The 14,023-nt window shown below is 73.8% G+C and carries 12 protein-coding genes; 7 read left to right on the forward strand and 5 right to left on the reverse strand.

The window, feature by feature from the left end:
- The first annotated feature begins 36 nt into the window (after window positions 1-36).
- From SGUI_RS09695 to SGUI_RS09705, 3 genes are read left to right on the forward strand one after another with little or no spacing between them, the layout of a single operon-like run.
- A complete protein-coding gene (locus SGUI_RS09695; protein WP_066639355.1) occupies window positions 37-429 on the forward strand; it encodes a hypothetical protein in 393 nt (130 codons plus the stop codon).
- A complete protein-coding gene (locus SGUI_RS09700; RefSeq protein ID WP_066639363.1) occupies window positions 426-3,392 on the forward strand; it encodes a glycosyltransferase in 2,967 nt (988 codons plus the stop codon). Before SGUI_RS09695 ends, SGUI_RS09700 begins: the two co-directional genes overlap by 4 nt.
- Window positions 3,389-4,540, forward strand: coding sequence for an ATP-grasp fold amidoligase family protein (locus SGUI_RS09705; protein ID WP_066639365.1), 1,152 nt, complete (start codon window positions 3,389-3,391; stop codon window positions 4,538-4,540). Before SGUI_RS09700 ends, SGUI_RS09705 begins: the two co-directional genes overlap by 4 nt.
- 7 nt (window positions 4,541-4,547) lie before the next feature.
- Here the strand turns inward: SGUI_RS09705 and SGUI_RS17825 are convergent, their stop codons facing one another.
- The 3 genes from SGUI_RS17825 to SGUI_RS09720 are packed head-to-tail and all read right to left on the reverse strand — an operon-like array spanning window position 4,548 to window position 9,995.
- Window positions 4,548-6,722 (reverse strand): acyltransferase family protein, encoded by a 2,175-nt coding sequence (locus tag SGUI_RS17825; protein WP_202816571.1) that lies wholly within the window; start codon window positions 6,720-6,722, stop codon window positions 4,548-4,550.
- Entirely contained in the window at window positions 6,719-8,788 is a 2,070-nt protein-coding gene (locus tag SGUI_RS17830; RefSeq protein ID WP_066639374.1) for an acyltransferase family protein, read from the reverse strand. Before SGUI_RS17830 ends, SGUI_RS17825 begins: the two co-directional genes overlap by 4 nt.
- A gap of 40 nt (window positions 8,789-8,828) precedes the next feature.
- Window positions 8,829-9,995, reverse strand: coding sequence for a nucleotide sugar dehydrogenase (locus SGUI_RS09720; RefSeq protein WP_066639377.1), 1,167 nt, complete (start codon window positions 9,993-9,995; stop codon window positions 8,829-8,831).
- A gap of 298 nt (window positions 9,996-10,293) precedes the next feature.
- On the opposite strand from SGUI_RS09720, the gene rpsF reads away from it, so the two are divergent.
- From rpsF to rplI, 4 genes are all read left to right on the forward strand, one after another.
- On the forward strand, window positions 10,294-10,581 hold the full coding sequence (rpsF, locus tag SGUI_RS09725; protein WP_066639380.1) for a 30S ribosomal protein S6: 288 nt from the start codon (window positions 10,294-10,296) through the stop codon (window positions 10,579-10,581).
- A gap of 61 nt (window positions 10,582-10,642) precedes the next feature.
- The gene (locus tag SGUI_RS09730; protein WP_066639382.1) at window positions 10,643-11,260 is read left to right on the forward strand and encodes a single-stranded DNA-binding protein; all 618 of its coding nucleotides are present in this window, start codon (window positions 10,643-10,645) and stop codon (window positions 11,258-11,260) included.
- A gap of 87 nt (window positions 11,261-11,347) precedes the next feature.
- A complete protein-coding gene (rpsR, locus tag SGUI_RS09735) occupies window positions 11,348-11,584 on the forward strand; it encodes a 30S ribosomal protein S18 (RefSeq protein ID WP_066639385.1) in 237 nt (78 codons plus the stop codon).
- Window positions 11,585-11,610: 26 nt separating this feature from the next.
- Window positions 11,611-12,060 carry a 50S ribosomal protein L9 gene (gene rplI, locus SGUI_RS09740; protein ID WP_066639388.1) on the forward strand — a complete coding sequence of 150 codons (450 nt, stop codon included), beginning with the start codon at window positions 11,611-11,613 and terminating at the stop codon, window positions 12,058-12,060.
- Window positions 12,061-12,210: 150 nt separating this feature from the next.
- Here the strand turns inward: rplI and SGUI_RS09745 are convergent, their stop codons facing one another.
- Complete coding sequence (locus tag SGUI_RS09745) at window positions 12,211-13,245, reverse strand: glycine betaine ABC transporter substrate-binding protein (RefSeq protein ID WP_066639398.1); 1,035 nt, start codon at window positions 13,243-13,245, stop codon at window positions 12,211-12,213.
- Window positions 13,245-14,021 carry an ABC transporter permease gene (locus tag SGUI_RS09750; RefSeq protein WP_066639400.1) on the reverse strand — a complete coding sequence of 259 codons (777 nt, stop codon included), beginning with the start codon at window positions 14,019-14,021 and terminating at the stop codon, window positions 13,245-13,247. The genes SGUI_RS09745 and SGUI_RS09750 overlap by 1 nt, the downstream gene beginning before the upstream one ends.
- Window positions 14,022-14,023: the final 2 nt, after the last annotated feature.

Genomic DNA, 14,023 nt, shown 5'->3' on the forward strand with positions numbered 1-14,023 from the left:
ACCGACACCCCCAACCCACGCAGGAGGGTCGCCCGCGTGCCCGCTCGCCTCGTCCCCCTCGCCGGCACCGCAGCCGGCCTGGTCCTGGTCCTGGTCCTCGTGCTCGGGGTGGCGCTGGAGCTGCCGGTCCTCGCGGCGCTCGCCGGTGGACTCCTGGGCGTCGGCATCCTCGCGGTGCAGCTCGACTCCTGGCGCCGGGTGCGGTCGTTGCGCAACTACCTGCGCGACGAGATCCGCCGCGTGAGCGGCACCCCCGACCAGGGGTATGCCGCGGTCCCGGCAGCCCCCGCGCCCGCGGCCCAGTCCGACCTGCTCGGCGCGGTGCAGGTGCTGCAGGCGCAGTACACCGGCCGGCTGGACCGGATGCAGGTCACGCTGGACGAGGCGCTGGACCAGCTCGCCGGACGCCCCGACCACGACCCACGGTGAGCCCGCACCGGTCCACCACGCAGGGGGTGGCCGCCGACCACGCGCGCATCGCGCGGCGGCGCGCGCGGGCCCTGGCCGCCACCGCGCTGCGGACCCGGTCGGTCCACGCCCGCGAGGTGCTGGCCGAGGTGGCCTGGCCGGGGCACACCCCCGCCGACCTCGCCGCCTGGGCGGGCCGTCCGCCCGAGGCCGGCCCCCCGCCGGGCGCCGACCCCGCGGGGGTGGCCGACCACGCGCGGGTGCTCGCCGTCCAGACCGGGGACCCCGAGGACGTCGCCGTGGCCCGCGGCCTGCTGGAGCAGCTCCAGGCCTCCGGGCCGGCGACGTGGGGCGCGCTGCGCCGCGAGCACGTCGAGATGCTGGCCCAGCTGCGGGTGCTGGGCGGTGACCCGCAGGGCGCCGTCGCGCTGGTGGCCGACCGCCGGGTGCGCCCCGGCGTGGCGTCCTCGGTGCGGGCGGACGCGCTGCACCCGCGGCTCGACCCGACCGCCGCCGGTCGCGGCGCGGAGTGGGCGCGCGCCTTCGGCGCCGCCCTGGGCAGCGGGGCCCTGGCACCCTTCCGCCCGCCCGCCGACGGTTCCGCGCCGGACCTGGACCGGCTGGAGGTGCAGGAGAGCGCGCCGGCGCGCGGCACCGGGCTCGTCACGGTGCTCATGAGCAGCTACCGGCCCGGCCCGCCGCTGCTCACCGCGGTCCGCTCCGTGCTCGCCCAGACCTGGAGCGACCTCGAGCTGCTCGTCGTCGACGACGCCTCGGGGCCGGAGCACGCGGCGCTGCTCGCGCAGGTCGAGGCCCTCGACCCCCGCGTCCGGGTCATCCGCAAGGCGGTCAACGGCGGCACCTACCGCGCCCGCAACACCGCGCTGCGGCAGGCCCGGGGGGACTTCGCGATCGTCGTCGACTCCGACGACTGGTGGCACCCGCAGACCCTGGAGACCTGCCTGCGGCCGCTGCTGGCCGACCCCCGGCTGCTCGCCACCCGCGCGCAAGGCGTGCGGGTCAGCCCGGACCTCGTGCTCACCCGGCCGGGCTACCAGCCGCGCTTCGCCTCGGCCGCCACGGTCTGCTTCCGGCTGCGGCCGGTGCTCTCCCGGATCGGCTTCTTCGACCCGACCCGCAAGGGCGCCGACACCGAGTTCGCCCGCCGACTGGAGGCCGCCGGCGGCCCGCCCGTCAAGGACGTCGAGGAGACCACGACGATCCTGCGGGGCGGCGCCGCCACGCTGTCCGCGGAGGAGTTCGCCAACGGCTACCGCCACCCCGCCCGACAGCTCTACAAGGCGCTCTACACGCCCTGGCACGAGGCGGTCTCGGCCGGTGCGGAGCGGGCATACCTCGACCCCGAGGCGCCCCGCCGCGTCCCGGAGCCGCGTCGGTGGAGCCGTCCGACGCACCCGCTGCTGCAGCCCGGTCCCCGCCGCCTCGACCTCGTCGTCGCCGGGGACTGGCGCAAGTTCGGCGGTCCGCAGCGCTCGATGATGGAGGAGATCCGGGCCGCCCTCGACGGCGGGCTGCGGGTCGGGGTGATGCACCTGGAGGCGCTGCGCTTCATGTCGGCCCAGGACCAGCCGCTCGCCGCGCCCTTCGTCGAGCTGGTCCGGTCCGGCGCGGTGAGCTGGGTGCTGCCGGACGACGACGTCGACATCGACGTGCTGCTCGTGCGCTACCCGCCGATCCTGCAGTACCCGCCCCGCCTGGCCCGCGTCGCCCGGGTCCGCCAGGTCCTCGTCGTGGCCAACCAGGGGCCGGTCGAGCCGGACGGCAGCGACCAGCGCTACGTCGTCGCCGACGTCACCCAGCGGACCCGCGAGCTCTTCGGGGCGCCGGTGACGTGGGTGCCGCAGAGCCCGACCATCCGCCGGGTGCTGCGCGAGCAGGACCCCACGGTGCCGCTCACCGGGTGGGACAACCCCGGCCTCATCGACGCCGACGCCTGGGCCGTCCGCCCGCCGGACCGGGCCCCGGGCGCGGGGGGCACCGTCGTCGTCGGGCGTCACTCGCGGGACGACCGGATCAAGTTCCCGACCAGCTGGGCCACCCTGGAGCGGGGGTATGCCTTCGGCCCCGGCCACGAGGTGCGGATGCTCGGCGGCGAGCAGACCGTGGCGGCGCTGCGGGCGGGCGCCGGCGACGGGGGCGTCCCGCCGGAGCAGCCCCGGGAGTGGCGGGTGCTGCCGTCCACCACCGAGGACGTGCGGCCCTTCCTGGCGGACCTGGACTTCTACGTCTACCTGGACAACCCGGACGCGCACGAGGCCTTCGGGCGCACCCTGCTCGAGGCCGCGGCCAGCGGCGTGCTCACCATCGCCGATCCCAAGCACCGGCCCACCTTCGGCGACCTGCTGGACTACGCGGCACCGGGGGAGGCCCAGGCGCTGGTCGCGCGCTACGCCGCGGACCCGGCGGCCTACCGGGCGCGGGTGGAGCGGACGCTGGCGCTGGTGCGCGAGCGCTACGGCCGGGCGGGCTTCGCCGAGCGCATCCGCCCGCTGCTCCAGGAACCCGACCGGACGTCCGGTATGGCGGAGCCCTCGCCGCTGCGGATCCCGCTGCGCAGCGCCGGCGACGGCACCCGTGCCGACGCCCTGGTCGTCGAGCACGATGGCCTGCCCGCCGACGTGCTCGGCGGATGGCTGTCCGAGGCCGTGCCCGACCCGCCCGGACCCACCTGGTCGCCGGCCGAGCTGCTCCGCAGTGCACCGGCAGGCGTGCGGGACGTCCGCCTGGAGCAGGGCGGCCTCGTGCTCGAGGCACGACGCGCTCCCCCCACCGCGGACGCCGGGGCAGGCCCCGGTGCCGACGCGGTGGCCGCGCCGGTGTCAGGTGCCGCGCAGCGGGCATACCGGGCCTGGGGCGAGCCGCCGCCGGGCTGGTCCTGGGCCGCCCGACCACGCTGGTCGACCCCCCGCCAGGGCGACGAACCAGACCCCGCACCGAGACCCGTCCCGGAGGAGAGCCCATGAACCTGCGCCGTGAGGTCGTCAGGCGCGTCCCGCCCCTGGCCCGGCGCGACGCCGAGCTGCGCGCCCGCAACGCCCGCATCCGGGAGCTGGAGCGCGACCGGACCCGGCTGGAGCGCGACCGGGAGCGGCTGGAGCAGCAGCTCGTGGAGGAGCAGGCCCGGGCCGAGCAGCTCGTGGACCCGGAGGAGCTCCTGGCACGCTCCAGCTTCACCCACCACCTCATCACCCTGCGCCGGGTGACCGAGCAGCTGCGCGAGCTGGACCCGGGACGTCATCACCCGCTGCGCCACCTGCCCTTCAAGCTGCGCAACTACCGCCTCGCCGCCAGCCACGGCATCCCGGTCCCGCGCGTGCTCGGGGTCTGGCCGGACGCCGCGCAGATCGACCTGGACGCGCTGCCCGACGACGTCGTGCTCAAGTCCGACGGCGGTGCCGGCAGCCACGGGGTGCTGCCCCTGCGCCGGGTCGCCGACGGGAGCTACGAGACGATCGACGGGGTGCGGCAGCTGACCTCGGAGGAGGTCCGCGGTCACTTCGTCGACCGGGCCGCGCGCGGCCGGATCAGCGGCCCGTTCTTCGCCGAGGAGGTGCTGCGGCAGCCCGGCGGGGGGCCGATCCCCGACGACGTGAAGATCAACGTCAGCTACGGCGAGGTGCAGCACGTCATGCTGCGCCGGGTGGCCCGGCACGGCCACCTGCGGTCGATGGGCTTCCGCTACGTCGACGCCGAGGGGGCCGACCTCGGCGCGGTGATGATCGGGCGGGACTCCGACGAGAGCATCCCTCCCCCCGAGGACCTGGACGAGATGGTGCGCATCGCCGGCCACCTGTCCCGGGCCGTCGGGCTGCCCTTCGTGCGGGTCGACCTCTACGGCACCGAGCGCGGGGTGGTGCTCGGCGAGCTGACCCGCACGCCGGGGGGCCGGCAGCCCTTCCGCCCCCACCACGACGAGAAGATGGGCCTGGGGTGGGAGGCCGGCGCGAGCCGGCTGGAGCTGGACCTCATGGCCGGCCGACCCCCGGGGATCCTTCACGGCGAGCACCCGATGCCCGATCTCTACCCGGAGGGGCACGTCTCGCGCTCGGCGGAGCCGGGGCCGTGGGCCCCGCTGGTCGTGCCGTGCGAACGGTGGTGCGGCACCCCCTGAGCCGTCCTCAGACGTCGGGGTCCTGCGGGAGGTTCCAGACGACGTCCTGCGGCGGGGTGTCCGTCACGCCGAGCCTGCCCAGCTCGTGGTGCAGCACCGGGGTGAGCGAGCGGACGTAGGTCGCGGTGAGGTGACTGCCCTGCCGGTTGACCACGACCCCGCCGACGGTCGGCGCGCACCCGCCCAGCCCCTGCGGGTCGGGGCAGATCCACGGCAGCAGCTCGACGAGCGGGGCGTCCAGGCGCTCGGAGACCTCGGTGAGCAGCCGGGTGCCGGACGCCGGGTCGGCGGGGCTCCAGCACGGCGTCGCGTCCTCCCGGTGGCGGTCGAGGCACTCGAAGCTGCTCACCCCCTCGGCCTCCCCGCGCGGTCGTGGCAGCGGGGTGTCGGCCAGCAGCACCACCTCGGCGCCGCGCGCCGTCGCCGGCCCCAGCAGGTCCACCATCGAGTTGGCCAGCTCCGCGGGATAGCCCTGCCCCAGCGAGGTGAGCACGAGATCCGGGGCGTGCTCCTCCTCGCCGAGGTACTGCGAGAGCACGGTGTTGTAGTCGTGGCACTCCGCCGAGCGGCCCTGCGCGACGAAGCCGCACGCCGACTTCGTGTAGAAGCGGACCCGCCACCCCTCCCGCGCCCCGATGGCGTGGAGCGCCGAGCTCCACTGCTCCATCTTCGAGTCGCCGACGACGGCCACGTCGACCGTGCCGTCGGGGTCGCCGAAGGTGCAGGACCCCGCGTCGGGCAGGTCGGTGCCGCTCGTGCTGACCTGGCAGCCCGCCCGGTAGGCCAGCGAGATGTCCTCGTCGGCGACCGCCGGGTCCGGGACCAGATCCGTCACGCCGCCGGTCACGGCGGCAAGGGCTCTCTCCTCGACCGGGACGAGCTCGGGGGTGCCGCGGGTCTGCGGGTTGACCAGCGCCTGGGCGCCGACGCCGGTCCCCGGCGCGGCCGTCGGCGCCGGGGTCTGCGTCCGCTCTAGCGTGGGCGCGCTGAGGACGAGGGCGCCCGCCAGCCCCGCCGAGGTGGCCATGGCCGCCGCCGCCCCGAGCAGCGCCGCCCGCGGGGACCGGAGGAGGACGGGGTGGAAGCGCACCGGGTCCTCCACCAGGCGCAGCGTCAGCCAGGACAGCAGCACGGCGAGGGCCGCGACGGCGAGCCGGAGCGCGAGGCCGGCGTCCGGCACCCGCTCGGCCAGCAGCCGCAGCAGCGGCCAGTGCCAGAGGTAGAGCCCGTAGGACAGCGCACCGACGAAGCGCAGCGGCGCCACCCCGAGCACGCGGCCGATCCTCGTGCCCTCGGGAGGTATGCCCGCGGCGATGACGGCGGCGGTCGCCAGGGTCGGGAGCGCGGCGGCGCTGCCGGGCCACGGGGTCGAGGCGTCGACGGTCAGCACGGTGAGGCCGATGCCGAGCAGGCCGGCGGCCGCCAGGGCGGTGCGTGCCGCCGCGGGCACCCGCTGCAGCGGTGGGGTGAGGAGCACGAGCAGGGCGCCGACGCCGAGCTGCCACACCCGGGTCGTGGTGGCGAAGTAGGCCTCGCCGGGCGAGGAGGCGGTCCGCAGCACCGACCACGTGGCGCTGGTGAGGACGACCGCGGACAGGACGAGGGTGAGCAGGGGCACCAGCCGCAGCCGGTGTCGCCGCACGAGCCAGAGCACCCCGATGATGAGCAGCGGCCACAGGACGTAGAACTGCTCCTCCACCGACAGCGACCAGTAGTGCTGCACCAGGGAGGGGTCCTGGTCCTCGGCGAGGTAGTCGACCTCGCGCCACGCGAGCAGCCAGTTGACGACATACCCGGTCGCCGCGACCACCTCGGTGCCGAGGTCGGCGTGCCGCCCCCGGGGGAGCAGGAGCCACCCGGCCAGCGTGGTGACGACGAGCACGAGCGAGGCGGCCGGGAGCAGGCGTCGCGCCCGCCGCGCGTAGAACCGCGGCAGCGACACCCGGCCCTCGCGCTGCGCCTCGCGGACCAGCTGGCCGGTGATGAGGTAGCCCGAGATGACGAAGAAGACGTCCACGCCGGCGAACCCGCCACCGGCACCGGGGATCCCCACGTGGTAGGCGAGCACCATGAGCACCGCGACCGCGCGCAGGCCCTCGATGTCCCCGCGCAGCGCGGACCGGTCGTGGCCGTGCGCCGGGCTCCCCGCCACGGGTGGCGCCGGAGCGGTCCCCGCCGTCACCGGTCGCCCTCCGGACGCGCGGGCACGTCGCCGATCGCGATGTCCCGGACGGATGCCTCGGTGAACCCGAGCTCGCTCAGCCCGCGGTAGAGGAACGGGGTGAGCGAGCGGGCGTAGGTGTCGGTGAGATGGCTGCCCTGGCGGTAGACCAGCTGACCGCCGAGGGCGACGGGGCAGGTGTCCTCCTCCGGGCAGATCCACGGGTTGAGGTCGATGACCGGTGCGCCGGTCTCCTCGTGGACGAGCTCGAGGAAGGGGCGTCCGTCGACGCTCTGGGGCGGCTGCTCGCACGTCAGGAGGTCGCTCGGGTGCTCCGCTGCGCACTCGTAGGCCGCGTGGCCGGGGTGGGGGTTGTCGTCGACGACGACGACGTCGATCCCGGCGTCGGTCAGCGTGCGCGCCCCCTCGACCATGCCCTCCTGCTCCGGCTCCTCGAAGCCGCCCGAGCCGATGATCACCAGGTGCGGGGGGTCGTCGAGCAGCTGCTCGACGGTCGCGCGGCCGAAGGCGTTGCAGTCCTCGGCCGCCGCCCCGGAGACGGTGGGCGAGCAGGCGCTCTTGAGGTAGTAGTCGAGCCGCCACGACTCGCGGCGGGCGATCTCGTCGAGCGCGGAGGCATACTGCCCGAGCTTGGAGTCGCCCCACAGGGCCACCACCGTGTCCGCGTCGCGCTCGCCGTAGACGCATCCGGGGTCCGGCACGTCGACGCCGTCCCGGACCTGGCAGCCGTCCTCGTAGTAGGACGGCACGTCCTCGCGGGCGAGCGAGGGGTCGGGCTGCAACGGGCCCTCGGTGTCGTAGGCGGAGCGCGGGTCCTCGACCAGCTCCCACCGCCAGTCCCACGGGTCCGCGACCAGGGCCGCGGGGCCGGCCGTGGTGGTCTCGCCCAGGGTGGGCCGGGTGGCCCAGGCGAGGCCGGCGGCCCCGGCCACCACCGCCATGGCGGTCCCCGCCGCGAGCAGGGAGCGGCCGGGCCGGGCGGACAGGCCGGTGCTGAACCGGACGGGGTCCTCGACGAGCACCCGCAGGAGGGCGGCGATGGCGACCGTGCCGAGGCCGACGAGGGCCAGGCCCAGCGGGCCGAGCGCCCCCCGCTGCTCCTCGAGGAGCACGAGCAGCGGCCAGTGGACGAGGTAGATGCTGTAGGACAAGCCGCCGACGACCACCATCGGTGCCAGCCCCAGCGCCCGCGACACGACGGTGGGGTGGCCGGTCGAGCCGGCGGCGATGACCAGCACGCTGCCGAGGACGGGGAGCAGGGCGGCCGAGCCGGGCCACGGCGTCGAGGTGTCCACCGCGACGACGGTCACCACCACCAGCCCGATCCCCACCAGCGCCGTCACGTGGGCGGCGGCCGCCGGCCAGCCCCGCAGGGCCGGGACGGCGAAGGCGAGCAGCGCGCCGGCGCCGAGCTCCCAGAGCCGCGTCGGGGTGACGAAGTATGCCGTCGCCGGGCTCTGCGCCGTCGCCACCACGGACCACACGAAGGAGGCCGCGGTGAGCGTGGCCAGCAGGGCGAGCAGGGCGGTGCGCGGGGCATACCGCGACCGGGCCGCCAGGACCAGCCCCAGCAGGACGAGCAACGGCCACAGCAGGTAGAACTGCTCCTCCACCGCGAGCGACCAGTAGTGCTGCAGCGGGGAGACGCCGGAGCCCTCGGCGAGGTAGTCCACCGAGCGGGCGGCCAGCACCCAGTTGACGACGTAGAAGGTGGAGCCGAGCACGTCCGCGACGAGGTCCGGGCGCGTGGTGGGCGAGAGCACCAGCCAGGAGGCCGCGAAGGTCGCGGCGACGACCACGAGGGCGGCCGGGAGCAGCCGCCGGGCGCGGCGCGCGTAGAAGTCGCGCTGGGAGACCCGGCCGGTGCGCTCCACCTCGCGCAGCAGCAGGCCGGTGATGAGGAAGCCGGAGATGACGAAGAAGACGTCCACGCCCGCAAAGCCGCCGCTCACGCCGGGGACCCGCAGGTGGTAGAGCAGGACGGCGAGGACGGCGACCGCCCGGAGGCCCTCGATGTCACGCCGGCGGTCCCGAGCCGACGCGGACCGGGGAGGCGGTGTCGGCATACCGCTCATGGTGCCAAACCGGTCGCGGGGGACCGGCGGGTCAGTCGCGACCGTAGAGGTCGCGGGTGTAGAGCTTGTCCCCGAACTCGTCGCTGTGCTCGTCCAGCCGGTTGGCGATGATGATGTCGGCGGTGTCGGTGAAGGCCGGGAGGTCGCGCAGCACGCGGCAGCCCTGGAAGGTCTCGCCCTCGAAGCTGGGCTCGTAGATGACGATCTCGACGCCGCGGGCCTGCAGCCGCGACATGACGCCCTGGACGCTGGAGGCGCGGAAGTTGTCCGAGCCGGCCTTCATGATGAGCCGGTAGATGCCCACCCGGTGGGGGTGCCGGTCCAGGATGTCGGCGGCGATGAAGTCCATCCGGGTCGTGTTGGCGTCCACGACCGCGGTGATGAGGGTCTGCGGCACGGTGCCGTAGTTGGCCAGCAGCTGCCGGGTGTCCTTGGGCAGGCAGTAGCCGCCGTAGCCGAAGCTGGGGTTGTTGTAGTGCGACCCGATGCGCGGGTCGAGGCCGACTCCCTCGATGATCTGGCGGGTGTCGAGCTGGCGGGTGACGGCATACGTGTCGAGCTCGTTGAAGTAGGCGACCCGCATCGCGAGGTAGGTGTTGGCGAAGAGCTTGATCGCCTCGGCCTCGGTCGAGCCGGTGAGCAGCACCGGCACGTCGTCGTGCAGGGAGCCCTCGAGGAGCAGGTCGGCGAACTCCTGGCCGCGCGCGGTCGTGTCGCCGACGATGATCCGGGAGGGGTGCAGGTTGTCGTGCAGCGCGCGGCCCTCGCGCAGGAACTCCGGGCTGAAGAGGATGGTCGCCCCGGGGTGCTGCTCGCGCAGCCCCTCGGTGTAGCCGACCGGGATCGTGGACTTGATGACGATCGCGGCGTCGGGGTTGATCCGGCGCACGTCCGCGACGACCGCCTCGACGCTGCGCGTGTCGAAGAAGTTGGTGACGGTGTCGTAGTCCGTCGGCGTGGCCACGACCACCCACTGCGCGCCGGCGTAGGCCTCCTCGGGGTCGGTCGTCGCCCGCAGGTCGAGCTCGCGCGTGGCCAGGTAGTCGCTGATCTCGGGGTCGTGGATCGGGCTGCGGCGCGCGTTGATCTGCTCCACCTTGGCGGCGTCGATGTCCAGGGCGTAGACCTCGTGGTGCTGGGCCAGGACGACGGCCAGCGAGAGGCCCACGTAGCCGGTGCCGGCGATCGCGATCTTCATGCTTCTCCCTCTGCTCGGTTCGGGGACAGTATGTCGTGGCGCGCGTGAGAGACCGATGAGGACGGCGCGGAGGGTGCGGGTGCGGGAGGCGCCGCGGATTAGGTGCGGTGCGGCGGCGCCCGGTATCGTGGTCGGGTTCACCGCGGTCCGCGACGCTCGGGCGAGCCCAGCGGCTGTGGACAACTCCTGCGCGGCGCATCGTCCCGATGGCATGCTGGCAGGGCAGCGGTGAGACGTATGACCCTCCTGTCACGGAGAGACCGTGACCGCTACAGACCGAAGGAGGTGGGTCTTCAGCATGCGTCAGTACGAACTCATGATCATCCTCGACCCCGAGACCGACGAGCGCAATCTCCAGCCCACGCTGGAGAAGATGCTCGGCGTCGTCACCAAGGACGGTGGCTCGATCGAGGAGATCGACGTCATGGGCCGTCGCCGGCTGGCCTACGAGATCAAGAAGCAGGCCGAGGGCATCTACGCGGTGGTCAACCTCACCGCCGAGCCCGCCACCGCCCAGGAGCTGGACCGCCAGCTGGGCCTCAACGAGTCCGTCCTGCGGACCAAGCTGCTGCGCCGCGACGCCTGAGTCGCGACCGGCATACCCGCAAGCAACCACCTGACCGAAGGCAACGCGAGGAGCACCTGACATGGCCGGAGAGACTCCGATCACCGTCGTCGGCAACCTGACCGCCGACCCCGAGCTGCGCTTCACCCCCAGCGGTGCGGCCGTCGCCAACTTCACCGTGGCGTCCACCCCGCGGCAGTTCGACCGGCAGACCAACGACTGGAAGGACGGCGAGACGCTCTTCATGCGCTGCTCGGTGTGGCGCGAGGCCGCCGAGCACGTCTCGGAGTCGCTGCACCGCGGCGACCGCGTCCTCGCCACCGGCCGGCTGGTCTCCCGCTCCTGGCAGACGCCGGAGGGCGAGAACCGCACCGTCATGGAGATGCAGGTCGACGAGGTCGGCCCGTCCATGCGGTATGCCACCGCCCAGGTCACCAAGGCCCAGCGCGGCCAGGGTGGCTCCGGCGGCGGCTGGCAGGGCGGTGGCCAGCAGGGCGGCCAGGGCGGTCAGCAGGGTGGCCAGGGTGGCTACTCCGGCGGCAACGCCGGTGGCCAGCAGGGTGGCTCCGGCAACCAGCAGGCCCCGGCCAACGACCCGTGGGCGACCGGCGGTGCCAGCAGCACCGGCGGCGGCTCCGGCAACTCCGGTGGGGGCTCGGGCTGGGGCGGCGCGCCGTCCTACGACGAGCCGCCGTTCTGATCGGCTCACCCACCACCAGCACACAGAAGTTCACTTCCACCATCCCGAGCAGCTGCTCGGGCTCTCACGAAAGGGGAGAGCACCACGATGGCCAAGCCCGTCATGCGTAAGCCGAAGAAGAAGGCGAACCCGCTGAAGTCCGCCAAGATCGAGGCGATCGACTACAAGGACACCGCGCTGCTGCGCAAGTTCATCTCCGACCGCGGCAAGATCCGCGCCCGTCGGGTGACCGGCGTCTCCGTGCAGGAGCAGCGCCGGATCGCCGGTGCCGTCAAGAACGCCCGCGAGATGGCGCTGCTGCCCTACAGCAGCTCCGCCCGCTGAGCCGGCGAGAGACGAGGAGCGCATCCATGAAAATCATCCTGACCCAGCCCGTCACCGGCCTCGGTGAGGCCGGCGACGTCGTCGACGTCAAGGACGGCTACGCCCGCAACTACCTGCTGCCCCGCAAGGTGGCGACCGCCTGGACCAAGGGCGGCCAGAAGCAGGTCGACTCGATCAAGGCGGCCCGCGACAAGCGCGCCGTGCGCAGCGCCGAGGACGCCGCCGCCGCCAAGGCGCGGCTCGAGGGCGCCGAGATCACCGTCGCGGCCCGCGCCGGCTCCGGCGGCCGCCTCTTCGGCGCCGTCACCCCGGCCGAGATCGCCGAGGCGATCGCCGCCAGCGGTGGCCCGTCGGTCGACAAGCGCCGGATCGAGGTCCGTACCCCGATCCGCAACGTCGGTGACCACGCCGTCCACGTGCGCCTGCACGAGGACCTCGCCGCCGACGTCACCGTCAGCGTCGTCGCCTCCGCCTGAGCGACACCGCACCGACCGGCCCCGGTTCCTTCCAGGAGGAGCCGGGGCCGTCGGCATACCCCGGAGATCCCCGGAATTCGACTGCTGGAAACGTCGCCATGGCGAACATTCGAGAAGTCGAATTCGTGCAGAGGGGCCGGTCGCCGGGGGTCAGTCGCCGGGAGCGAGGGCCTGGGCCTCCTGAGGGTCGGTGATGAAGCCCTCGTCCACGAGCCAGTCGAAGGCGACCTGCCCGGGCTCCTGGCCGTCGACGTCGATCCGGGCGTTGAGCTCGAGCAGCACGTCGTCGGTCAGCGCCTCGCTGACCGGGGCGAAGAGCTGCTCGATCTGCGGGTACTGCTCGAGCACGTCCTCCTGGACCACCGGCGCGAGGTTGTATGCCGGGAAGAAGTCGCGGTCGTCCTCCAGCACGACGAGGTCGAGGGCCTGGATCCGGCCGTCGGTGGTGAAGACCTCGCCGAAGGTGCAGTCGCCCTGGGCGGTGGCGGCGTAGATGGCGCCGGTGTCGTAGAGCCGGACGTTGTCCTCCGGGACCCCGTCGCCGCGGGGGATGTCGTAGGTCTCCAGCATGGGGTCGAAGCCGTCGTTGCGGTTGTTGAACTCCGACTCCACGCAGAACGTGCGCTCCTCCTCGGGGATGTCCTGGATCTCGGAGAGTTTCGTGATCCCGAGTTCCTCGGCGCTCTCCTGCGTCATCGCGAAGCCGTAGGTGTTGTTCATCGGCGCGGGCGGCAGCCAGGTGAGGCCGAACTCGGCGTCGGCGTCCTTGACCGCCTGCCACTGCTCCTGCTCGTCGGGTATGGGGTCGGTCTCGCCGAGGTAGGCGATCCAGGCGGTCCCGGTGTACTCCCACACCATGTCCAGCTCGTCGCCGAGCAGCGCCTGCCGGGTGCTCGAGGAGCCGGGGATGTTGGTGTAGTCCTGGACCTGCGCCCCGGCCGACTTGAAGAGGATGACGGCCATCTTGCCGACGAGCAGCTGCTCGGAGAAGTTCTTGCTGCCGACGGCGATCTCGGCGTCGTCGAGCGGCTGCACGTCCGCCAGCGGCCCGGCCAGCTCGCCGCTGGGCACGAAGCCACCCCCGGTGCCCAGCCCGCACCCGGTCAGCCCGAGCGCCGCCAGCGCCGCGGCGGCCGCGCCGACGGTGCGCCCGCGCCTACCTCGTCCGCCCCGGTGCGCAGCCATCACGACATCCCCTTCGGTGTCGCGAGGAACTCCAGCACCCGCCCTGCCCAGTCCACGAGCAGCGCGAGCACGGCCATGAGCAGGCCCCCGCTGATGAGGATGGGGCTGCGGAAGAGCGTGATCCCGACGACGATGAGCGCCCCGAGACCACCGGCGCTGATGAAGGTGCCGAAGGCCGCGGTGCCGACCAGCAGGACCAGCGCGGTCCGGACGCCGGTCATGATGACCGGCATCGCCAGCGGCAGCTCCACCCGCCGCAGCACCGTCGCGTTGGACATCCCCATGCCGCGGGCCGCCTCGACCAGGGTCGGGTCGACCGACTGCAGCCCGACGATGGTGTTGCGCAGGACCGGCAGGAAGGAGTAGAGCGACAGCGCCAGGATCGCCGTCCAGAAGCCGAACGAGAGCCACATCGCGAAGAGCACGATGACACCGATGACCGGGGCGGCCTGCCCGGCGTTGGCGACGCCGATGACGGGGGTGGCGAAGCGCTTCATGCCGGGCCGGGTCAGCGCGATGCCGATGGGGATGGCGGTGACGACGACGACGAGCGCGCCCACGACTGTCAGCAGCAGGTGCTCCCCGGTGAGGGTGAGGATGTTGCCCCAGGCCAGCGCGCGCTGCTCGATGTCGTCGAGATCGGCGGTCGCGCGCCAGATCGCCCACGCGACGAGCACGACGGTGCACAGGATCGGTAGACCCAGGAGCAGCCCGAGATCCTCCCGGGACAGTCGGGCCCGTTTCGTGGAGGAGGCCGTGGCCGTGTCGGTCGACATGG

Source organism: Serinicoccus hydrothermalis, assembly GCF_001685415.1.
Lineage (GTDB): Bacteria > Actinomycetota > Actinomycetes > Actinomycetales > Dermatophilaceae > Ornithinicoccus > Ornithinicoccus hydrothermalis.